The following is a 20,223-nucleotide window of genomic DNA, read 5'->3' on the forward strand; positions in this document are numbered from 1 at the left end:
CATCATGTGTGGAGTGTCAGAACCGCCACCGCTGGAGAAGTCTGGAAATCCTGGAATGCCCGAGGACCCCGCCGGCACTGCCGCCGACCTCGGCCGGGAGTTGAAGCACTGGCTGCGGCGCGGTCCGCGCGGCCAGGTGAAGGTCGCGGGCCTCGCCAAGCGGCTGCGGATCTCGCAGAGCACCCTCTACGCCTACCTGGCCGGGACCACCCTGCCCTCCAGCGGGGCGTTGGACGACCTGCTGGCCGAACTCGGGGTGCCCGCCGACGAGCACCGCCGGCTGGCCACCCTCCGCGACGCCCTCCAGCGCCCGCGCGGGACGCCCGTCCGCAAGGCCGTGCCGGTGCCCGCCGAACTGCCCGCCGACCCGGTCGGGTTCGTCGGCCGGGGCGGTGAGCTGGCCGCGCTGGACCAGGCGCGGGCGGCGGGCACGTCGATCGCGGTGCTGGCCGGGCCGGCGGGCGTCGGCAAGACCGCCCTGGCCGTGCACTGGGGGCACCGGGTGGTGGCCGGGTTCCCGGACGGCTGCCTGTACGCCGACCTGCACGGGTACTCGCCGGTGCAGCCGCTCGACCCGGCCGAGGTGCTCGCGGGCTTCCTGCGCAGCCTGGGCCTCGACGGCCCGGACATCCCGGCGGACGCCCACGAGCGGGCCGCCCGGCTGCGCAGCCTGCTGGCCCGCAAGCGGGTGCTGGTCGTGCTGGACAACGCGCTGGACGTCAACCAGGTCCGCCCGCTGCTGCCCGGCGAGCCGCTGTGCTTCGTCCTGGTCACCAGCCGCACCGACCTGGCCGGCCTGCAGGTCCGGCCCGGTGCGCGGCGGGTGGACCTGCGCCCGCTGTCCGCCGACGAGGGGCTGGACCTGCTGCGCGCGCACCTGGGCGGGCACGTCGACGGGTCCGGCGCCGCCCTCGAACTCGCCGAGCGCTGCGGCGGCCTGCCGCTGGCGCTGCGGATCGTCGCGGCCCTCGCCCACAGCCGGTCCGGTGCGTACTCGGGCGCGCACCTCGCCGACCTCGTGGACGACCTGGCGGTGCAGGGTCTCGACCTGCTCGACGTCGGGGATCCCGACACCGCCGTGCGCACGGTGTTCTCGTGGTCGCTGCGGCACCTGACCGACGAGGCCGGGCGGGACTTCCGGCTGCTGGGCGCGCACCCGGCGCACGACATCGGCACCGCCGCGGCCGCCGCCCTGCTCGGCGTGGACCCGAGGACGGCCGCCCGCCGGCTCGACGTGCTGGTCCGCGCGCACCTCATCCAGCGCTCCGCCACGACGACCGGCACCGACCGGTTCGACATGCACGACCTGGTCCGCGCCTACGCCCGGGAACAGCCCGCCGACGACCTGGACGACGCCCTGCGCCGGCTGGTCGACCACTTCACCGTGACGGCCGGGCACGCCATGGACGCCCTGCACCCCGGCGCGACGGCGTCCTCCCCGCTGTCGGTCGCCGAGGCCCGGGGGTGGGTCGACGCCGAGTGGCAGTCCCTGCTGGCGCTGGTCGCGTTCACCGCCCGGCGGGGGTGGGCGGCCGAGACGTCCCGGTTGGCCGAGGCCCTGCAACGCCACCTCGACCAGGGCGGCCGGCACACCGACGCCCTGGTGGTGCTCGGCCACGTGCGGGACGCGGCGCGGGCGGCGGGCGACCGGTCCGCGGAGGGCGCTGCGCTCTACCACCTGGGCGTGGCCTACCTGCGCCTCGGGCTGCACCAGGACGCGATGCGCCACCACCGGCTGGCCCTCGACGTGTGCCGGCGGGCGGGCGACGACCTCGGGCAGGCCGGCGCGCTGAACAACCTGGGCAACCTCTACGAGCGGCTGGGCCGGTACGGGGAGGCGCTGGCGCACTACCGCGAGGCGCTCGCGCTCGCCGACGGGCTCGGGTTCGCGCACGGACGCGCGGTCGTGCTGACCAACCTCGGCGTGGTCTACACCCGGCTGGGCGACCTCGACCAGGCGTCGACCGTGCTGCACGAGGCGCTGGACCTGTTCGCCGACCCCGGCGGCACCGCCCGCGCCCTGGGCAACCTGGCGGAGCTGCACCGGCTCGGCGGGCGGGCGCACGAGGCGCTGGAGCTGTTCGGGCGGGCGCTGGAGCTGGCCCGGCGGATCGGCGCGCGCGGCATCGAGATCGAGGTGCTCAACAACCTGGGCGCGGCGCACCTGGCCGCCGGCGAGCCGGACCTGGCCCGGTCGTGCCACGTCGACGCGCTCGCGGCGGCGCGGGCGATCGGCGACCGGTACGAGGAGGCCCGCGCGCTGGAGGGGCTGGGGTGCGCGGACCGCGCGGTCGGGCCGTGGCGCGAGGCGCTGGCGGTCTACCGGCAACTCGGCCTGCCCGACGGCGACCGGGTCGACGCGTTCCTGTCCGGCCGGACGGGGGGCTGACCGCCCGGCGTTGTCGGTGCCGTCTGATCTACTGCGGGGTGACCGACCACAGTGGAGGAATCTGTGGGGGAGAACCCAAGGGGAGAGACCGATGGGTGTGCTGACCGACTACTTCCGCGCCGCCGACGCGGCGGCCGTGGTGCGCGCGCTGGGGGAGCACGGCGCCTTCGACGGCGTCGAGCTGAAGGGGATCGACCCGGTCGTCTGCTTCGGGCAGCTCGTCGCCCTCGTCCGCGGTGCGCGGTGGGACCCGGGCACGGCGGGGTCGCGGGTGGTGTGGCCGGCCGACCCCTCGACGGCGGAGTCCTGGGTGTTCGAACTGGGGACGGCGGCCCGTGACGCGCTGGCGGCGGTGCCGGACGAGGACGTGCCGGCGGTGTCGGTCCGCTGGGCGGCGACCGACGAGCTGGCGGGCGCGGAGGGGCTGGAAGAGGTCGTGGTGGACCTGGTCGGCCTCGCGCGGCGGGCCCGCGACGCGGGGGAGCGGCTCTACTGCTGGTGCACGGTGTAGGCCACGCCCCCGACGTCCGGTCAAGCGGGCCGGTCACGCCGTCGGTCCGGTCACGCCGTCGGGCGGTCAGGCGGTCGGGCGGGTCAGACGTCGTGGTCGGGCATCGGGATCACCGGGTGCAGCCCGGCGTTCGGGTTGGCCGGGTCGGTCACGCTCAGGCCGTTCCACTGGGTGCGGGCGGCCAGGAACTCGGGGGTGAGGCCGGTCCGGTCGGTCAGCGTGGCGACCTCCCGGAGCCGGACCAGGCTCTTGCCCGCGTCCCGGGCCCAGCCCCAGGAGACGACCACGACGTACTTGTTCTTCCAGCCGTTGTTCGTCTGGTACTGGAGGAGCACGGCGGTCTGGAAGTCCATGCCCAGGACGTCGGAGTTGATCGGCGCGCTGGGGTTGTCCCGCAGCGTGGCCCGGGTCTGCTTGGGCGCGGCCTTCCAGTCGGTCACGACCAGGGCGTTGCCGCCGGTCTGCTCCTCCTGGGCGGTGAACAGCGGGATGGTCTCGGTGAGCCGCTGCTGCGAGTAGCGGTAGTCCAGGCTCGCCAGCACGCCGCTCGGGCCCACGGTGCCGTCGACCAGCGAGGTGTCGACGGTGAGCTGGGCCTGGCAGTCCGCGGCGTGCTGCACCGGGTTGGTCAGCGCGTCCTTGCGGGCGGCGGCGATCTTCCGGTACGCGGCCCGCACCGGCTTCTTGGTGATCAGGTCGACGTCGAGCGCCCACCCGGCGTGCTGGAGGTGGCCGGGGACGCACCGCTCGGCGTACCCGATGTTGCCGTTGACGGGCTGCACCCCGAGGTTCTGACCCTGCTGCCGGACCTCGCGCACGATCTGGAGCAGGTGGAACACCGCCGGCGAGCCGGGCAGGTAGTCCGGGAACAGGTTCTTGATCTTGAAGGTGGAGGGCTGGTACTCCAGCGACACCTTCGCGCCCACCTGGCCCTCCTCGGCGTAGGGGTCGAAGCGCGCGGGGTGGAACGTGCCGGTGCTGACTTCCAGGGGAGGCAATGCTTTCCCGTCATGACGCGGTCGGCGGAGTCGGTCACCCGGATGATCTTCCGCCGCGGGAGGCGCGTTACACGCCTCCCGGTCGCCGGGTTCGTGGTCGCGCACCGGGAACGCCACCGCACCGCGCGGGTACCCGGTTAAGAAGACACTGCTGTTAACGCCCGCGCACTGCTGCCGGCCGCTGGGTGGAAGTGGCACCCTTGACCGTGACCCCGGCGTCGGGCACGTCCGCCCGGCACCCTCCCCCGGGCCACGTAATCCCTGCTCAGCCGCGTGGAACAGGGGGGTCTGCGCCGGTCGGACCAGTGGGTTTCGCAATCTTGACCCGGACGACTTTCACGGCTATGGTCTAGACCACTTGCCGGTCCTCGGCTGCCCTCTCGCGGGTGGTCGCGGCCGGCCGATCCGGTCGCCGCGGATTTGGACCCTGCCCAGGGAAACCCCCCTTGGGGTTCCTCCGAAGGAGCTGGACAATGAGTCTGAAACGGAAGCTCGCGGCGGTACTCGCCGGCGTGGGCATCGCCCCGTTCATCGTCGTGGTGTCTGCCGGCACGGCCAACGCGCACGGCTACATCACCTCGCCGCCCAGCCGGCAGGCCAACTGCGCCGCCGGCAAGGTCTCCAACTGCGGCGACATCATCTACGAGCCGCCGAGCGTGGAAGGCCCGAAGGGGCAGCAGAACTGCCACGGCGGCGACGCCCGGTGGGCCCCGCTCAACGACGACCGCAAGGCGTGGCCCGCCGCGTCGGTGGGCGACAACGTCACCTTCAACTGGCTGATCACGGCCAACCACTCCACCAGCACCTGGCAGTACTGGGTCGGCGGCAGCAAGATCGCCGAGTTCAACGACCACGGTCGCCAGCCGGGCCGCACGGTCCAGCACGCCGTGAGCCTGGGCGGCCGCACCGGCCGCATCAAGCTTCTGGCCATCTGGAACATCGCCGACACCGCGATGGCGTTCTACAACTGCGTCGACCTCCAGGTCGGCCCCGGTGGCCCCGGCCCGACGACCACCCCGACGACGACCACCACCACCACGACCCAGCCCACCACGACCACGACCACCACCCCGCCCGTGACGGGTCCGTGGGCGGCGGGCGTGACGTACCCGGCCGGTTCGCAGGTGACCTACGGCGGCTCGTCGTTCCGCTGCATCCAGGGCCACACCTCGCTGACCGGCTGGGAGCCGCCGAACGTGGCCTCCCTCTGGCAGCGGCTGTAGGCCGTGACCGGGCCGGTGCGGGAGTGCGGCACCGGCCCCGGTCCTGACCCGGGACGCCCCCGACGCGAGTCGGGGGCGTCCCGTCGTCCGGGTCGGGTTCAGCCCACCCGGCCGACGCCGCCGTAGCCGAGCGGGCGGGCCACGCTGTCCTCGTCCTCGGGCCGGCCGTCGGTGCTCCAGTCCGGCAGGCACACCAGGCCCGGCTCCACCAGGGTCATGCCGTCGAACCACGCCAGGATCTCCTGGTGGGTCCGCACGTACACGTACTCGTCGGCCGCCGCGTACGCCTGCACCAGCCGCGCCACCTCGGCCTGGAGCTCGGGCGGGGCGAGTTCGCTGGCGATGTGCGAGAGCGCGACGAGGCTGCCCGGCGCGAGCCGCTCCCGGTAGGCGGCGACCAGGTCGCCGGGCCGGTCGTCGTCGGAGATGAACAGCAGCACCCCGACCATCAGCACCGCGACCGGCTCGGAGAAGTCGATCAGCCGCTTGGTCTCCGGGTGGTCCAGGATCTGCCGCGGCTCGCGGATGTCGGCCTGGATGATCGCCGCGAACGGGTTGCCGGAGAGCAGCTGCTTGGCGTGCGCGTAGGCCACCGGCTCGTAGTCGACGTAGACCACGCGCGCCGCCGGGTCGACCTGCTGGGCGATCTCATGCACGTTGCCGACGGTCGGGATGCCCGAGCCGAGGTCGAGGAACTGGCGGATGCCCTGGTCGAGGCAGTACCGCACGACCCGGCGCAGGAACGCCCGGTTGAGCAGGGTCACCGCGGGCACCGAGGGCGCGATCTGGAGCACCTGGTCGGCGAAGGCGCGGTCGACGGCGAAGTTGTGCGCGCCACCGAGGAAGTAGTCGTACGCGCGGGCGGCGGACGGCACGTTCAGGTCCAGATCGCTGCGCGGCTCGAAGGAGGTCATGTGCCGGCCTTCCTGGGCTGGGGGGTGACTGCGGGGACCCCGAGCCTAGGCCGCCGGGAACGTTTCCGGTCAGCCCATGGCGACCAAGATCATGCTGTTCCACCAGTACCCGAGCTTGTCCAGCTCGTCCGGACCGGTCGCGGCGCTGGACAGCAGACCACCCACAGTGGACGTGCGGGTGTCCACCCACCACACCTGGCCGACGCCGTCCTTCACGAAGCACGTGGTGAACTCGCCGGCCAGCGGCCCGCTGGTGTCCCGGTAGTACAACGCGTAGTGCGGCGGCTGGGTCTTGGGGCGGCAGCCGCCCCAGTCGTCGTCGCGGGGGATGCCGTTGGCCTGGACGATCCCCTGGAAGAACGCGTCCTGCGCGGCGCGGTCGGCGAACAGCCGGAACACCGCGCGCTGCGGGGGCGGGAACAGCGGGTGCGCGGAGTCGGCCTGAGTGCACACGACGCCCGCTGTGGCACCCGTGCCCCGGTCGGGGTCGGTCACGCACGACGCGTTGTCGCGGTAGACCTCGGGCAGGCGTTGCCGGAGGGTCACCTCGTCCGCGCTGACCTGCGGCGTGGTCGTGGTGGGCTTCCGGTCGGTCGTCGTCTGCCGTTCGGTGGTCGTCGCGTCGGCCTCGCTGGTGGTCGGGGCGGGGGTCGTGGTGGTCGTCGCGCCGGCCTGGTTGCCCGTCGACCAGTACGAGGCGGACCACGCCACCAGCCCCACGATCAGCACCAACGCCACCGCACCCGCGATCAACGGCGCGCGCGTCCGCCGTGCCGCGCTCGGTGATGAGGGCTGGTACGCGTGCGGAGCTTGGGGTGGGGGGACCTGCGGTGCGGACTGGCGGGGGAGCGGTCCGCTCGTCGGTCCGGAGTGGTGGATGGGCGGTGCCGGTCTGCTTCGGTGCGGTCCGGGCTGGTCGGCTGGTGGACCGAGGCGCGTCCCGGTGGGGCCGGAGACCTGGCCGGCCGGTGTGGACGGTCCGCCGGTGGGTGTGGACGGCCGGGTCCGGCGGGGCGCGGTCAGGGCGGCGGTGGCCGCGGCGGCGAACGCGCCGGCCGTCTGGTGGCGGTCCGCCGGGTCCTTCGCCATGCCGCGCCGGATCACGTCGTCCACCGCCGCCGGCACCGCGGGGGTGGTTCGCGAGGCGGACGGCGGTGCGCTGTGCAGGTGGGCCCAGATCTGCGCCGCCACCCCGTCCGCCGGGAACGGCCGTTGCCCGGTGACGCACGCGTACAGCACGCACGCCAGCGCGTAAACGTCCGCCCGCCCGTCCACGACCCCGCCCGCGAACCGCTCCGGGGCCATGTAGTCCAGGGTGCCCACGAGCACGCCGGACGCTGTCGCGTCGGCTCCGCCGGGCAGCAGGTCGCGGGCGATGCCGAAGTCCACCAGGTAGGCGAAGTCGTCCGGGGTGACCAGGATGTTCGACGGCTTCACGTCGCGGTGCACGACCCCGTCCGCGTGCGCGGCGTCGAGCGCGCCGGCCACCTGCGCGACGATCCGCACCGCGCGTTCGGGCGACAGCGGCGCGGCCGCGCACAGCTCGCCGAGGTCCTGCCCCTCGACCAGCCGCATGTCCAGGTAGAGCCGGCCGTCGATCTCGCCGTACGCGTGGATCGGGATGACGTGCGGCTCGCGCAGCCGGGCCACGATCCGCGCCTCGCGGCGGAACCGGGCGCGGTACTCCTCGTCGTCGAGCGCCGGGGAGAGCCGCTTCAGCGCCACCACCCGGTCGTGCGCGGTGTCGTGGGCGCGGTGCACCTCGCCCATGCCGCCGCGCCCCAGCAGCTCACCGATCACGTAGTGGCCGAACGACTCGTCCATGACTCCCTCGCGTGCGCCGGTGGCTCCGTTCCCAGTCGACGTGCGGGCCCGGCCTCCGGTTCCCCCGATCGGCGGCGTCGCTCCGGTGAAGTCGGCCGACAACCGATTGTTCAACAATCCGACACGTCGGTGGTTCGCGAAGGGCGGAGGTCCAGCACTGTCCTGTGTGGACAGGCATGGCGACGGTTGGTCGTTTCGTCCTCAACCTGTTAAACCCGAAAACCTCGGAGAGGCAGGCACTACGCACCGACTTGATCATCTACTTAGGACGGCTGGTGCGGTCACAACCGTGCGGAGCGTATCCGTCATACCGGACAAACTGTTGTGCGGCACGGCAAATATCGGTGAGGTGGACTCGGAATTCCGGCGCGCACCCAGTTCTCGCCGGCAACACCCGACACCGGCGCACCCGACTTTGGTAGGTGGCCGAGCCCCGCGCGCGTGCTTACAGTGCGTAAAGCCCGGGTTTCAGGCTGCGACGACGCGGCAGCGCGAGGTATCGCCCATGAATCATGAGGTTCCAGTGCTCGCAGGCGGCCAACCGGCTCCCGTCCCGCCCGCCGACCTGGCGCAGGCCCTGCGCTACGGCCCGTTCGACCGCGCGCTGGCGACGGCGATCCGGCGGCGCGGGCTGTCGCTGTCCCGGCTGCGGGCCCACCTCGGATCGCAGGACATCACCATCGCCCAGTCCACCCTGAGCTACTGGCAGCGCGGGCTGCGCCACCCCACCGTGCCACGCGCGCTGGACACCGTGCGGGCGCTGGAACGCGTGCTGCAACTCCCCGAGGACAGCCTCGTCGTGCTGATCGGGCCGCACCAGCGCACCGCCGACCTCGACCAGCGGGTCCCGTCGATCCCGGAGCTCACCGAGACCTGGGCGGGCACCGACGCGCTGCTGGCCGAGTTCGACGGCGTGTCCGGCAGCCCGTGCAACGCCGACCTCGACGTCGCCACGGTGTTCGACGACGTGCGGCTGACCGCCGCCGGCGAGATCGCCGAGATCTCCTCGACCATGGCGGTGCGCGCCCGCCGGTCCGGGCCGGACGGGTTCGTGGTGACCCACCAGAGCGAGCCGGACGCCGACATCGACACCGCCCGGGTGCTGGCCGGCGACGGGTGCCGCATCGGGCGGGTGCGCAAGCGGCCGTCCTCGGCGGGGATGGTGTTCGAGGTCCTCTTCGACCGCAAGCTCACCGAGGGCGACGTGCACATCTTCAGCTTCTTCCTGGCGTTCAGCACGCCGGTGCGCGCGCCGACGTTCTACCGGGTGATCCGCGGCCGGATGCGGAACTACCTGATCCGGCTGTACTTCGACCCGTCGATGCTGCCGGTGCGCTGCACGAGGGTCGAGCGGGCGCACGAGGGCCTGGCCCCCACGGTCAGCGAGAACCTGCTGTGCGCGCCGAACGGCTTCGCGTGCGCCTACTTCGAAGGGCTGGAGTCCTCGCTCGCGGGCGTGGACTTCCTGTGGGAGTAGCGCCGCCGCACGACCAGGGCCGCCGCGAGCACCACCAGGGCCGCCGCGCCGGCGATCGGCCACCCGAGCCCTGTCGTCCCGGGCGGTGCCGTCGCCGCCGGCGGGGCGGCGTCCTGCTGGGGGAACCCGATGCCCTTGTCCTTCTGGTAGTCCGAGCCGGGCAGCTTGTCGCCGTACCGGGCCCGCACCTGCTCCTGGTACTCGGCGATCGGGACGAACGTGCCGACCGGCGACTGCGGCAGGCTCGCCTGCAACAGCACCACCCCGGTCTGGTCCAGCTCGTACCAGCCGTTGATCTGCGGTTCGTTGAGCAGCACCGAGCCGCGTCGCAGCCGTCGGCTCAGCGTCTCCTCGTCGTCGCCGGAGAAGACGCTGCCCACGGTCCAGCCACCGGTCTCCTGCGGGTCGGCGCGCAGGGTCACGCGCTTGCCGTCGTCCGCCGTGGCGGTGACCGCGATGTACTGGAGGACCCCGGCCGGCGCGTCCGGGACGCCCCGGACGAAGTCGGGGTTCAGCACGTAGGCGGCGACCCCGTGGTCGGCCACCGTCACGGCGGCCGGCTCGGTGCCGTGGACCTGCCGGAAGTTGGTCTTCGCGAAGCTGATCGCGGCCGGCGCCTTGGCGGCGTCGAGCGCGGCGGCGAAATCCTCCGGAGAGGGTGGGGGAATCGCCTCGCCGGCCGACGCCGTGGCGCCGGACAGCGCCAGGGCGAGCGCGACCAGGGTCAGGAGGGACAGCTTCCGGCAGATCACGACCTCAACCCCTTACCGGGCCTTGGTGATGTTGACGATGGTGTCGTTCCAGCGGAACTTGGCGTTGCTCCGGTACTGGTTGTACGACCACGTCTGGTAGCGCTGGTAGGTCGGCCACGGGTCGCCGACGAGGATGGACTGGTTGGTCGTGTCGTAGCCGTAGATCACCTCGGCGTGCCCGCCGCCGGAGGTCCAGTAGATGCCGGTGAGGTTCGGGATGCCGGCGTCGATCTGCTGGGTGATCGAGGCGAAGCTGATCGTGCCCCGGGCGTCCTGGGCGTTGAAGCCGGTGCCCCGGAAGCCGCGCACGATCTCCGGGATCTGGGCCGGCTGGTTCGGGCAGTAGCCGCCCGACGAGCCCTTGCCCGCGGCGCAGAACGCCGTCTGGCTGACCGTCACGCCGAGGGTCTGCTCGATGCTGGCCCCGGTCGCCGCCCAGCACCACTGGTTCTGCTGCTGGACCTGCTGGGTGTAGTTGAGCCGCTTCGACGCCAGGGCGTTGAAGGTCTTCGGGGCGACCACCGGCGTGATCTCGCGGACCTCGGTGTGGTCCTCGGTCTTGATCAGGCCGTGCGGGGTGCCCTGGTCGGCGGGGGCCGCCGTGGCCAGGGACGGGAACGCGACCGACGCGCTGAACGCGGCGGCGACGGCGAGCAGGCAGGGCAGCCCCCGTCGGATGGATTTCCGGTCCACGAGTTTTCTCCTTGCAGGGGAAGAAGACATGTGCGGGCGGGTCGGCCGCCGGCGGGACGGTCGACTCGGCACTACCGTGCGCGTCGTTTCCCCGGCGGACAACGGCCGGTGGGTTCCCGGGCCGCCGCGCTGTGATCGTTCACCGCCGGTCGGGCGGGGCGGGAACGAGCGATGACTGCTCCTCCGGCTCCCGCCGGCGGATCGGCGGGCGGTCCGCGCGAGAACATTCACCGGCCGTTCACCCCGCTGTGAACGCCGGCGCTCCGGTCGACTGGCGACCGTGCCGGGGGCGTGCTGCGCTGGTGCCCGGCGCCCGGCCGCCCGCGCGGGGTCGGCGGCGTCGCGCGAGGATGATCGCCACCGCCCGCCCGTCGAGAGGACCTCCATGCGCGCCATCGAATTCGCCGAGTACGGCGGCTCCGACGTCCTGCGCCTCCGGGACGTCGACCTGCCCGAGCCCGGCCCCGGCGAGGTGCGGGTCGCCGTGCGGGTGGCCGGGGTGAACCCGTTCGACTGGAAGCTGCGCGGTGGGGCGATGGCCGACGTGGTGAAGCTGACCCTGCCGCACCGGCCGGGGCTGGAACTGGCCGGCGTCGTGGACGCGGTCGGCGACGGCGCACCGGCCGCCGTCGGCGACGAGGTGTTCGGCTGGGCGCGGACCGGTTCGTACGCCGAGTACGCGCTGGCCTCCGTCGTGGTGGCCAAGCCCGACGTCCTGACCTGGCACGACGCCGCCGCCCTGCCGGCCGCGGGCGAGGCCGCGCTGCGCGGTCTGCGGCTGCTCGACGTCCGCGCGGGCGACGTGCTGCTCATCCACGGCGCGGCCGGGGCGGTGGGCGGCCTGGCCACCCAGCTCGCCGTCGCCCGCGGCGCGACCGTGATCGGGACCGGTGGCGAGAGCAGCGCGGAGGTCATCCGGTCCTACGGGGCCACCCCGGTCCGCTACGGCGAGGGCCTGGTCGAGCGGGTCCGCGCGGTCACCCGGCAGGTCGACGCCGTGCTGGACACCGCGGGCAAGGGCGCGCTGCCCGACTCGATCGAGCTGCGCGGCGGCAAGGACCGGATCCTCACCCTGGCCGACCTGGCCGCGTTCGACCTGGGCATCCCGTTCTCCGGCGGCGAACCGGGCGACCAGAACGCCGGCGTCCTGGCCGAGCTGTCCGACCTGGCCGCCACCGGCCGGCTGGTGGTCCGGCACGCCCGTTCCTACCCACTCGCCGAGGCCGCCCGCGCCCAGGACGACAGCGCCACCGGCCACAGCGGCGGCAAGATCACCCTCGACGTGCGCGGCTGAGCCGCGCCGGCAGCCGAGCGCGGTGCCCGCCGAGTTCGGCCGGCCCACCGAGGGCAGGGCCCGCTCGCGGTGGCTTCGACCGCCACCACCCAAGGGTCAGGCGGGGGTGTTCAGTGTGTTCTCGGGTGAGCGTGGCTTGAGCATGAACCACGCCATCGCCGTGGCGGCGAACAGCAGGGCCGCGCCGATGCCCGAGGCGACGGCCAAGCCGTCGGTGAACGCCGCCCGTGCCGCGGTCAGCACGGTCGCCGCCAGGTCGGCGGGCAGGGCCGAGGTGGCCTGCACCGCTCCGCCGAGCGAGTGGCCGGCGGCTTCGGCCACCTCCGGCGGCGTGCCGGCCGGGACCTCGAAACCCCGGTAGACGCCCATCACCAGGCTGCCCAGCACCGCGATGCCCAGCGCCATCCCCAGTTCGTAGGCGGTCTCCGACACCGCCGACGCGGCGCCCGCCTGCTCCTTGGGGACGCTGGACAGGACCAGGTCGCTCGCGGCGGTGAAGGTCAGGCCGGTGCCACCGCCCATCAGAAACAGCGACACGGCCAGCGCGGGGTAGCCCGACGTCGGCGTGATGAACGCCGGCACCAGCATCGCGACCGCGGTCAGCCCCAGACCACCGGCGATCGCCACCCGCACGGACGTGCGGCGGACCGTCCACCCGGCGAGCAGGCCCACCGCCATCGACGCCACCATGGCGGGCATCTCGGCCAGGCCCGCGTGCAGCGGACCGTAGCCCCGGACGAGCTGGAAGTACTGCGAGAGGAAGTAGATCAACCCGGACAGGCCGAAGATCGACAGCAGGTTCGCGCCGACCACGCCGGTGAACACGCGGTTGCGGAACAGCCGCACGTCGATCAGCGGCGAGGGCAGCGCGACCTGCCGCCGCACGAACAGCACCAGCGCGGCGAGGCCGACCGGCGCGGCGACGACGGCGTCCGGGCGCGGGCCGTGCACCGCGAACTCCTTGATGGCGTAGACGATGCCGACCACGCCCACCACCGACAGCAGCACGCTGGGCAGGTCCCACGGGCCGGGCGCCGGGTTCTTCGACTCGGGCAGCAGCACGACACCGGCGACCACGACCAGCGCGGCGAGCGGCACGTTGATCAGGAACACCGAGCCCCACCAGAAGTGCTCCAGCAGCCAGCCGCCCAGCAGCGGGCTCGCGGCGGCACCGGCGGACAGCGCCGCGCCCCAGATGCCGATGGCCGTGCTGCGCTCGCGCGGGTCGTGGAAGATGTTGCGGACCAGCGCCAGCGTGGACGGCATGAGCGTGGCACCGGCGATGCCCTGCACCGCGCGGCCCGCGATGAGCGCCTCGGCGGTGGGCGCGTAGGCGATCAGCAGCGAGGCCAGGCCGAACGCCGTGGTGCCGATCATCAGCAGCTTCTTGCGGCCGATCCGGTCACCGAGGCTGCCCATGCTGACCAGCAACCCCGCCAGGACGAACGCGTAGACGTCGCCGATCCACAGCAGTTGGGTGCCGGTGGGCCGGAGGTCCTCGCTGAGGAACGGGGTGGCCAGCGCGAGGACCGTGCCGTTGACGGCCACCATCATGACGGCCAGGACGAGGACGCCGAGCGCGGGCCACCGCCCGGCCGGCCGGTGGTGCTCCGCCTGTGCGCGGGGCAGCGGGGTGGTGCGCATGGGGTTCGGTCCTCGACTCGGGCACGCGGGGGTGCGCGCGGCCGAGCGGGTCCCGGTCGCGAACCGACTGTACCTCGTGTGAGACGTTTTTGTCTCAGGAGAGATGAGGGTTTCTCGTTCAAGACGGTCCCGGGTCGAGGCCCTACACTGACGCCGTGACGATGAGTCGAGAGCAGATGCTGCGCGCGGCAGCCGACTTCCTCGGTCGACGTCCCAACGCCACCCAGGACGAGGTGGCCAAGGCCGTCGGGGTCAGCCGCGCCACGCTGCACCGCCACTTCGCCGGGCGCGGTGCGCTGCTCACGGCCCTGGAGCACCTCGCCGTCGAGCAGTTGGGCGAGGCGCTGGACGCCGCCCACCTCGACGAGGGTCCGGCGGCCGACGCGCTGCGCCGCCTGGTCGCGGCCTGCGAACCGGTCGCCCCGTACCTGGCGCTGCTCTACTCGCAGAGCCAGGAGATCGACCCCGGGCAGGGCCCGGACGCCTGGGTCGACATCGACGCCCGGATCGTGGAGCTGTTCCGGCGCGGCCGGGAGACCGGCGAGTTCGGCCCGGACCTGACCCCCGCGTGGCTGACCGACGCGTTCTACGGCCTGGTGGTCGGGGCGGCGTGGTCGATCCAGGCGGGCCGCGCGGCGTCCCGGGACTTCACGACCATGATCACCGACCTGGTGCTGCGCGGGATCGCCCGCCCCTGAGGCGCGAACGGCGGTCCGCCGGGTTCGGTCGAGAGGCCCCGGAACGGGGGCGCGGGCCCGTACACTTCGCGAGTAGTCGAGCGTTCACGTCCGGTGATGGCGGGGGAGTGGGGATGTCCGGCGGATTCACCGCGCTCACCCCCGACGACCCGCGCGAGGTCGGCGGGTACGTGTTGCGGGCCCGGCTGGGCGTCGGCGGGATGGGGCGGGTCTACCTCGCGTTCAGCCCCGGCGGTCGGGCGCTGGCGGTCAAGGTCGTGCGGTCCGAGCACGCCGAGGACGAGGAGTTCCGGCGGCGGTTCGCGCAGGAGGTGGCGGCGGCCCAACGCGTTCAAGGTCTGTACACGGTGCCCGTCGTGGACGCCGACCCCGGTGCCGCGCTCCCGTGGCTGGCCACCGCCTACGTGCCCGGTCCGTCCCTGCGGCACGCCGTGCACGAGCACGGGCCGTTCCCCGAGTCCGCCGTGCTCCGGCTGCTTGCCGGCGTCGCCGAAGGCTTGGTGGCGGTGCACGCGAGCGGCGTCGTGCACCGCGACCTGACCCCGGCGAACGTGCTGCTCGCCGAGGACGGGCCCCGCGTCATCGACTTCGGCATCGCCCACGCCGCGGCGGCCACGTCGTTGACCCGCACCGGGATCAGCGTGGGCACGCCCGCGTTCATGGCACCGGAGCAGGTGCGGGGGCGGTCGGTCACGCCCGCCGTGGACGTGTTCGCGCTCGGTCACCTGGCGGTCTTCGCGGCCACCGGCCGGTCCGCGTTCGGCGAGGGCAACCGCGAGGCGATGTTCTTCCGGATCCTCGGCGAGCCGCCGGACCTGGCGGGCTGCCCCGAGCGGATCCGGCCGCTCGTGCTGCGCTGCCTGGCCAAGGAGCCCGCCGAACGGCCGTCGCCCGGCGAGGTGCTGGCGCAGGTCGCCGGACTGGCCGGGCCCGCGTCGCCGGGCCGTTGGCTACCCGCGCCGGTCGCCGCGTCCCTGCCCGCCTACGACGCCTCCGCCCACCGCTCCACGACCGCCGCCCCGGACGTCACCGCAGGCTCGGGCACCAGGGTCGACCACGCGCCGACCGGCTTCGACGGGACCCGGGTCGACCACCGCCCGGCGGCGTACCCGCCCGCCCAGGTCGGCTACCGCTCCACGCGGACGCCGCCCGGCCACGGCAGCGGGCGCGGCGCGCTGTTCACCGGCTTCGCGATCATCGCCGCCGCGCTGCTGGTGCTGGCCCTCGGTCCGGGCAAGGTCTGGGACACCGCGACCGGCCTGTTCGACGACGCGGGCGCGACCACCACGACGGTCGCGACCACCACGGCCGAGCCGCCGGCCACACCCGTCGACACGCTCGCCGCGGGCTGCGCGGAGGCCATCGAGAGCATCACCGCGTTCAAGGAACTGCCCCGCAGCGGCGACTGGACCTCCGGCGTGGCCGGGTTGCAGCACCTGGCGACCGGTCTCGCCGCGGCCGGCCGGGCCGCGACCAACACCGAGGTGCGCGCGGCGGTGGAGAGCATGGCGACCGACCTGACCACGGCGCTCGGGCACGGCCTGACCGGCGACGGCGAGCAGTTCCTGGCGATGCTGGACAAGATCGCCACCGATGGTGACGCGCTGATCACCGCGTGCCAGGGCACCCGCTGACCGCCTCGCCGTTGATCAGGCTCGGTGGAGTGGAGAGGGGGCCGGCGTGACCGACGAGGAACTGGTGGTCGAGTTCGCCCTGACCCGCCTGGACCACCCGGAGGTCGACCTGGAGGAGGTCGCCGCGCTGACCGTCCGGCGGATGGGCTCCGACCGGGTGCTGGAGTTCGCCTCCCGCAACCTGGCCAGCAGGGGCGAGTTGCGCGGCGCGCTGTTCCCGTCGGCGGTCGAGCACGTGCTGCGGGTCGTGCTGACCGTGCGCGGCCCGGCCGACTGACCCACTTCGCCCCTTGTGCTGGAGTGCGCTCCAGCTCTTAGGCTGCGGGGGTGCGCTTGGGAATCCACGTCATCGAATTCACCGTCCCGACCGGTGCGGCCGGCATCGCGCCCGAACTGGCGCGGGTGGCCGAGGCGGCGGACGCCGCCGGCGTCGCCCGGTTGTCCGTGATGGACCACTTCTTCCAGATGGAGGGGTTCAAGCCGGCGACGGACCCCATGCTGGAGGGCTACACGACCCTCGGCTTCCTCGCCGCCCACACCACCGACGTGCAGCTGGGCCTGCTCGTCACCGGCGTCACCTACCGGCACCCCGGCCTGCTGGCCAAGATCGTGTCCACAGTGGACGTGCTCTCCGGCGGCCGGGCCGAGCTCGGCATCGGCGCCGCGTGGTACGAGCGCGAGCACCTCGGGCTGGGCGTGCCGTACCCGGCGGTGGCCGAGCGGTTCGAGCGGCTGGAGGAGGCGTTGCGGATCTGCCTGCAGATGTGGGACCCGGAGGACAACGGGGCCTTCGAGGGCAAGCACTACCGGCTCGCCGAGACGCTCTGCTCGCCGCAGCCGATCCGCCGGCCGCCGATCCTGATCGGCGGCGGGGGCGAGAAGAAGACGCTGCGGATGGTCGCCCAGTACGCCGACGCCTGCAACCTGTTCGGCGGCGACAAGGACCAGGTGCGGCACAAGCTCGACGTGCTGCGCGGGCACTGCGACACGTTCGGGCGCGACATCGCCACCATCGACAAGACCCTCACCTACCGGCCCGCGCCCGAGGTCGACACGCTGGACGACTTCGTGCGCGACGTGGCCGACTACGCGGAACTGGGCATCGACACGGTGATCCTCGTGCCGCCGGGTGACGCGCCCGCGCGGTGGGTGGAGCAGGTCGCCGCGCCGCTGGTGCCGCGCCTCAAGGACCTGTAAGTCCTCGCCAGAACGCCCCCCGTCGGTCCGCAGTGGACCGGCGGGGGGCGTTTTGGCGTTCCGCCGGGAGTCGTCCGAACGGGTGGTGTCCTGGCGCGTCGGGCTCCTCGATCGAGGGATTCCGCAGGGCTGTGTGGTGACCTGGCCGCCCGTCACCGACGTCGGTGACGGGCTTTCCCGAACCACACCGCGCCGAGGAGATCCACCCATGTCCACCACCGAATCGACCGTGTCCGAAGTGGAAGCCGCGGTGCGCGGCACGCTGGCCGCGCACAAGTCGATGTACCTGGCCACGTCCGGTGGCGACGGCCCCTGGGTGGGTGGCGTCTACTTCGCCGAGGTCGACACCTTCACCCTGGTGCTCGTGCTGGAGGACAGCGGTCGGACGCTGGCCGCGGTGCGGGAGAACCCGGTGGTGGCGCTGGTCGTGTCGACCGGCTCCCCGGCGCAGCCGTTCCTCCAGGCGCGGGCGGTGGCCGAGGTGGTCGACGGGGAGTGGGACGCGCGGGTGCGCGAGCGGCTGGTGGCCAAGGTGCCCGAGGCCGCGCCGTTCCTGGCGTACCCGATCCGGGCGGTCCGCCTGTCGGTGACGTCGTGGCGGATCACCGACCTGCCCAACGGCTGGCTGCCCGGCCGCGAACTCACGCCCACCGCCTGACGGAAAGAACGAGCCCGCCGCCCGGGACCGACTCGTCCGGTGGGCGCACGGGCCGGTGCCCGCGCGCCCACCGTCCGCGTTGTCCGGGCAGGACGGTGGCCGAGTCCGGACAGGACGGTCACGCGGCCCGCACCGGCCGAGGCATCCCATGTTTGCCCTTCACCAGGTGCGATCTATATCCGACAGTTCACGGCAAATGTGGCGTGGATCTCCCAAAGATGGCGTATCCGGTCGGCGGTGCCCGGACGAGCTGATTCGGCGATAGGTTCCGGTATCTGTCGAGGCGCCAGTTCATGAGTGATCTTCGGTGTGGTTCCGGTGAAATGCGCGGGCCTGTTGCCGCAGTTCGGGGCATTGCGCAATACGGTTGTTCGAAGTCCGCGGTTGACCTGATCGTCCGCGTCGATGCGACCATTCGGACCAGTCGTGGTGGACCCTTGTAGCGCTCTTCACCGCCGTGATAGCGTCCCGCCTGCTCACTGGGGAATGAGCGTGCTACCCGGGGTACGTCGACCGGGGACCGCCGGCTGGGAGATATGTGATCATTTGTGTTGCGCTCATAAAAGTGCGTGTTGTGGGTGTGGGTTGCGCGGGTGGGTCCCGGGCGTTGGGGTAGGTCGAGCCGCGGACACGGGGACTGACGATGTCTTTGGTCGTTGTTTACGATAAAGGTGCTGTTTCACCGGTCGACATCCTGCGCAGGGTCTCCGTTCCCCTGCTGGTGGTGCTCGCGCCGTCCGAGCACGCCCGGCGGATGCGCCCGCTGTTCGCCGAGTCCTGCCTGGCGGTCCACGACCTGGCCGAGGAGGACCTGGCGGCCCGGCTGCTGGCCCACCGACCGGCGGGGATCCAGACCTTCAGCGAGCCGATGCTGGGTGCGACCTCGGAGTTGGCCGCGGCGCTCGGCCTGCCGTTCCACGACGCGCGGACCGTCCGGCTGTTCACCGGCAAGGCCGAGCAGCGCAGGCGATTGCGCGAAGCCGGCGTCGACCGGACGGTGTCGGTCACGCTGACCGACCTCGCCGACTGGCCGGGCGCGCTCGCCCGGACCGGTCTGCCGGTGGTGGTGAAACCCGAGCGCGGGGTCGCCAGTCGCAACACCGTGCTGGTGCGCGATGCCGACGCCGGTCGCCGGATCGTCGGCCCGATCATCGCCGAAGAAGGCGTGGTCGTGGTGGAGGAGTATTTACCCGGAATCGTCGTCCCGGAGCCGTGGGGCGACTACGTTTCGGTGGAAACGGTGGTCCAGCGCGGCGCGGTCACGCACCTCGCGGTCACCGGTAAACTCCGGCTCGCCCCGCCGTTCCGGGAGTGCGGCCAATTCTGGCCGGCCCGGCTCGACCGCACCGCGCAGGACGAGGTGCGCGCGTTGGCCGACGGCGCGGTCAAGGCGCTCGGCGTCGACTCGGGCATTCTGCACACGGAAATAAAGCTCACCCCGGCCGGACCGCGCATTATCGAGGTCAACGGGCGGGTCGGCGGGTTCATCCCGGAATTGGCCCGGCACGCCGCCGGAATCGACCTGGTGGACGTCGGCGCGCGACTCGCGCTGGGCGAGCCGGTCGACCTCCCGCCGGTCGAACCGGACCGGATCTACTTCCAGTTCACCACGCCCGCGCCGGTCGAGGCCGGCGTCGTCACCCGGGTCTGCCGGCAGGCCGACCTCGCCGACGTCCCCGGGCTGGTCGGGTTCACCCCGTTCGTCCGGCGCGGCGACGCGGTCGGCGGGTTCGGCACCCAGGACCTCAACCTGGTCTCGGTGGAGGCCCCCGACCACGACGCCCTGGCCGCCGTCGTCGAGACGCTGCTGGACGCGATCGTGCACGAGTTCGACCTCTCCGGACGGCGGACCGTCCACAGTGCCCGCGACCTGGTCTACAACACCCTGGAGAACACCCGATGAAGAAGACCGTGGACAACCCCGCCGGCGTCCCCGCCCCGCCGCCCGGCCGCTACTCGCACGTGGTGCGGCTGGAGGTCGGCGACAGCACGATCCTGCTGCTGTCCGGCCAGTGCTCGGTGGACGACGACCTGAACGTGGTCGCCCCGCACGACACCCGCGGCCAGTCCGAGCGCATCTTCGAGATCATCGGCAAGATCCTCGACGCCCACGGCGCGAAGTTCACCGACATCGTCAACATCCGCACCTACCTGACCGACATCGGCACCCGTGCCGAGTACGGCGAGGTGCGCCGCCGGTTCCTCGACCCCGAGCAGCTGCCGACCAGCACCACGGTGGAGGTCTCGGCGCTGTTCCTGCCCGAGGCCGTCATCGAGGTCGAGGTCATGGCCGTGCTGCCGCGTTCCGGGGAGTGAG

At 73.0% G+C, this 20,223-nt stretch carries 18 protein-coding genes; 12 read left to right on the forward strand and 6 right to left on the reverse strand.

Annotated elements, in window-relative coordinates:
• The first annotated feature begins 55 nt into the window (after window positions 1–55).
• Together BN6_RS17050 and BN6_RS17055 are read left to right on the forward strand one after the other, a co-directional pair.
• Window positions 56–2,389, forward strand: coding sequence for an ATP-binding protein (locus BN6_RS17050; protein ID WP_051075615.1), 2,334 nt, complete (start codon window positions 56–58; stop codon window positions 2,387–2,389).
• 91 nt (window positions 2,390–2,480) lie between these two features.
• Entirely contained in the window at window positions 2,481–2,900 is a 420-nt protein-coding gene (locus BN6_RS17055) for a hypothetical protein (protein ID WP_015100929.1), read from the forward strand.
• A gap of 83 nt (window positions 2,901–2,983) precedes the next feature.
• Here BN6_RS17055 and BN6_RS17060 read toward each other — a convergent pair whose 3' ends face one another.
• The gene (locus BN6_RS17060; RefSeq protein ID WP_041313019.1) at window positions 2,984–3,898 is read right to left on the reverse strand and encodes a hypothetical protein; all 915 of its coding nucleotides are present in this window, start codon (window positions 3,896–3,898) and stop codon (window positions 2,984–2,986) included.
• Window positions 3,899–4,371: 473 nt separating this feature from the next.
• Here BN6_RS17060 and BN6_RS17065 point away from each other — a divergent pair, with 473 nt between their 5' ends.
• Window positions 4,372–5,121, forward strand: coding sequence for a lytic polysaccharide monooxygenase (locus BN6_RS17065; RefSeq protein WP_015100931.1), 750 nt, complete (start codon window positions 4,372–4,374; stop codon window positions 5,119–5,121).
• A 98-nt stretch (window positions 5,122–5,219) separates the two neighbouring features.
• Here BN6_RS17065 and BN6_RS17070 read toward each other — a convergent pair whose 3' ends face one another.
• Together BN6_RS17070 and BN6_RS17075 are read right to left on the reverse strand one after the other, a co-directional pair.
• Complete coding sequence (locus BN6_RS17070; protein WP_015100932.1) at window positions 5,220–6,035, reverse strand: SAM-dependent methyltransferase; 816 nt, start codon at window positions 6,033–6,035, stop codon at window positions 5,220–5,222.
• A gap of 69 nt (window positions 6,036–6,104) precedes the next feature.
• Window positions 6,105–7,859 carry a serine/threonine-protein kinase gene (locus BN6_RS17075; protein ID WP_015100933.1) on the reverse strand — a complete coding sequence of 585 codons (1,755 nt, stop codon included), beginning with the start codon at window positions 7,857–7,859 and terminating at the stop codon, window positions 6,105–6,107.
• Between the two features lie 505 nt (window positions 7,860–8,364).
• Between BN6_RS17075 and BN6_RS17080 the strand changes: the two genes are divergently transcribed.
• On the forward strand, window positions 8,365–9,336 hold the full coding sequence (locus tag BN6_RS17080; RefSeq protein ID WP_015100934.1) for a helix-turn-helix domain-containing protein: 972 nt from the start codon (window positions 8,365–8,367) through the stop codon (window positions 9,334–9,336).
• On the opposite strand, the gene BN6_RS17085 is transcribed toward BN6_RS17080, so the two are convergent.
• Both BN6_RS17085 and BN6_RS17090 read right to left on the reverse strand, forming a co-directional pair.
• Window positions 9,282–10,088 (reverse strand): hypothetical protein, encoded by an 807-nt coding sequence (locus BN6_RS17085; RefSeq protein ID WP_015100935.1) that lies wholly within the window; start codon window positions 10,086–10,088, stop codon window positions 9,282–9,284. The two genes, BN6_RS17080 and BN6_RS17085, sit on opposite strands and share 55 nt — an antisense overlap.
• Window positions 10,089–10,100: 12 nt before the next feature.
• Window positions 10,101–10,781, reverse strand: coding sequence for a papain-like cysteine protease family protein (locus BN6_RS17090; RefSeq protein ID WP_041313022.1), 681 nt, complete (start codon window positions 10,779–10,781; stop codon window positions 10,101–10,103).
• A gap of 385 nt (window positions 10,782–11,166) precedes the next feature.
• Between BN6_RS17090 and BN6_RS17095 the strand changes: the two genes are divergently transcribed.
• Window positions 11,167–12,075 (forward strand): NADP-dependent oxidoreductase, encoded by a 909-nt coding sequence (locus tag BN6_RS17095; RefSeq protein WP_015100937.1) that lies wholly within the window; start codon window positions 11,167–11,169, stop codon window positions 12,073–12,075.
• 96 nt (window positions 12,076–12,171) lie between these two features.
• Here BN6_RS17095 and BN6_RS17100 read toward each other — a convergent pair whose 3' ends face one another.
• Complete coding sequence (locus BN6_RS17100) at window positions 12,172–13,719, reverse strand: MFS transporter (protein ID WP_015100938.1); 1,548 nt, start codon at window positions 13,717–13,719, stop codon at window positions 12,172–12,174.
• A 161-nt stretch (window positions 13,720–13,880) separates the two neighbouring features.
• Here BN6_RS17100 and BN6_RS17105 point away from each other — a divergent pair, with 161 nt between their 5' ends.
• The 7 genes from BN6_RS17105 to BN6_RS17135 all read left to right on the forward strand — a co-directional run bounded on the left by BN6_RS17105 (window position 13,881) and on the right by BN6_RS17135 (window position 20,222).
• On the forward strand, window positions 13,881–14,417 hold the full coding sequence (locus tag BN6_RS17105; RefSeq protein ID WP_015100939.1) for a TetR/AcrR family transcriptional regulator: 537 nt from the start codon (window positions 13,881–13,883) through the stop codon (window positions 14,415–14,417).
• A gap of 113 nt (window positions 14,418–14,530) precedes the next feature.
• Complete coding sequence (locus tag BN6_RS42055; protein ID WP_015100940.1) at window positions 14,531–16,051, forward strand: serine/threonine-protein kinase; 1,521 nt, start codon at window positions 14,531–14,533, stop codon at window positions 16,049–16,051.
• Between the two features lie 46 nt (window positions 16,052–16,097).
• A complete protein-coding gene (locus tag BN6_RS17115; protein WP_015100941.1) occupies window positions 16,098–16,328 on the forward strand; it encodes a hypothetical protein in 231 nt (76 codons plus the stop codon).
• A gap of 50 nt (window positions 16,329–16,378) precedes the next feature.
• A complete protein-coding gene (locus tag BN6_RS17120; protein WP_041313027.1) occupies window positions 16,379–17,248 on the forward strand; it encodes an LLM class F420-dependent oxidoreductase in 870 nt (289 codons plus the stop codon).
• A 208-nt stretch (window positions 17,249–17,456) separates the two neighbouring features.
• The gene (locus BN6_RS17125) at window positions 17,457–17,906 is read left to right on the forward strand and encodes a pyridoxamine 5'-phosphate oxidase family protein (protein WP_015100943.1); all 450 of its coding nucleotides are present in this window, start codon (window positions 17,457–17,459) and stop codon (window positions 17,904–17,906) included.
• A 643-nt stretch (window positions 17,907–18,549) separates the two neighbouring features.
• A complete protein-coding gene (locus BN6_RS17130; protein WP_015100944.1) occupies window positions 18,550–19,809 on the forward strand; it encodes an ATP-grasp domain-containing protein in 1,260 nt (419 codons plus the stop codon).
• Window positions 19,806–20,222, forward strand: coding sequence for a RidA family protein (locus BN6_RS17135; protein ID WP_015100945.1), 417 nt, complete (start codon window positions 19,806–19,808; stop codon window positions 20,220–20,222). Before BN6_RS17130 ends, BN6_RS17135 begins: the two co-directional genes overlap by 4 nt.
• Window position 20,223 lies beyond the last annotated feature (1 nt).

The sequence above is a fragment of the Saccharothrix espanaensis DSM 44229 genome, from assembly GCF_000328705.1.
GTDB lineage: Bacteria > Actinomycetota > Actinomycetes > Mycobacteriales > Pseudonocardiaceae > Actinosynnema > Actinosynnema espanaense.

What these genes read in the sequence shown, in the direction of transcription:
- BN6_RS17135 (WP_015100945.1), top strand. Translation starts at nt 19,806, where the DNA reads ATGAAGAAGACCGTGGACAACCCCGCCGGCGTCCCCGCCCCGCCGCCC.
- BN6_RS17095 (WP_015100937.1), top strand. Translation starts at nt 11,167, where the DNA reads ATGCGCGCCATCGAATTCGCCGAGTACGGCGGCTCCGACGTCCTGCGC.
- BN6_RS17055 (WP_015100929.1), top strand. Translation starts at nt 2,481, where the DNA reads ATGGGTGTGCTGACCGACTACTTCCGCGCCGCCGACGCGGCGGCCGTG.
- BN6_RS17050 (WP_051075615.1), top strand. Translation starts at nt 56, where the DNA reads ATGCCCGAGGACCCCGCCGGCACTGCCGCCGACCTCGGCCGGGAGTTG.
- BN6_RS17130 (WP_015100944.1), top strand. Translation starts at nt 18,550, where the DNA reads ATGTCTTTGGTCGTTGTTTACGATAAAGGTGCTGTTTCACCGGTCGAC.
- BN6_RS42055 (WP_015100940.1), top strand. Translation starts at nt 14,531, where the DNA reads ATGTCCGGCGGATTCACCGCGCTCACCCCCGACGACCCGCGCGAGGTC.
- BN6_RS17125 (WP_015100943.1), top strand. Translation starts at nt 17,457, where the DNA reads ATGTCCACCACCGAATCGACCGTGTCCGAAGTGGAAGCCGCGGTGCGC.
- BN6_RS17070 (WP_015100932.1), bottom strand. Translation starts at nt 6,035, where the DNA reads ATGACCTCCTTCGAGCCGCGCAGCGATCTGGACCTGAACGTGCCGTCC.
- BN6_RS17075 (WP_015100933.1), bottom strand. Translation starts at nt 7,859, where the DNA reads ATGGACGAGTCGTTCGGCCACTACGTGATCGGTGAGCTGCTGGGGCGC.
- BN6_RS17080 (WP_015100934.1), top strand. Translation starts at nt 8,365, where the DNA reads ATGAATCATGAGGTTCCAGTGCTCGCAGGCGGCCAACCGGCTCCCGTC.
- BN6_RS17100 (WP_015100938.1), bottom strand. Translation starts at nt 13,719, where the DNA reads ATGCGCACCACCCCGCTGCCCCGCGCACAGGCGGAGCACCACCGGCCG.
- BN6_RS17065 (WP_015100931.1), top strand. Translation starts at nt 4,372, where the DNA reads ATGAGTCTGAAACGGAAGCTCGCGGCGGTACTCGCCGGCGTGGGCATC.
- BN6_RS17105 (WP_015100939.1), top strand. Translation starts at nt 13,881, where the DNA reads ATGAGTCGAGAGCAGATGCTGCGCGCGGCAGCCGACTTCCTCGGTCGA.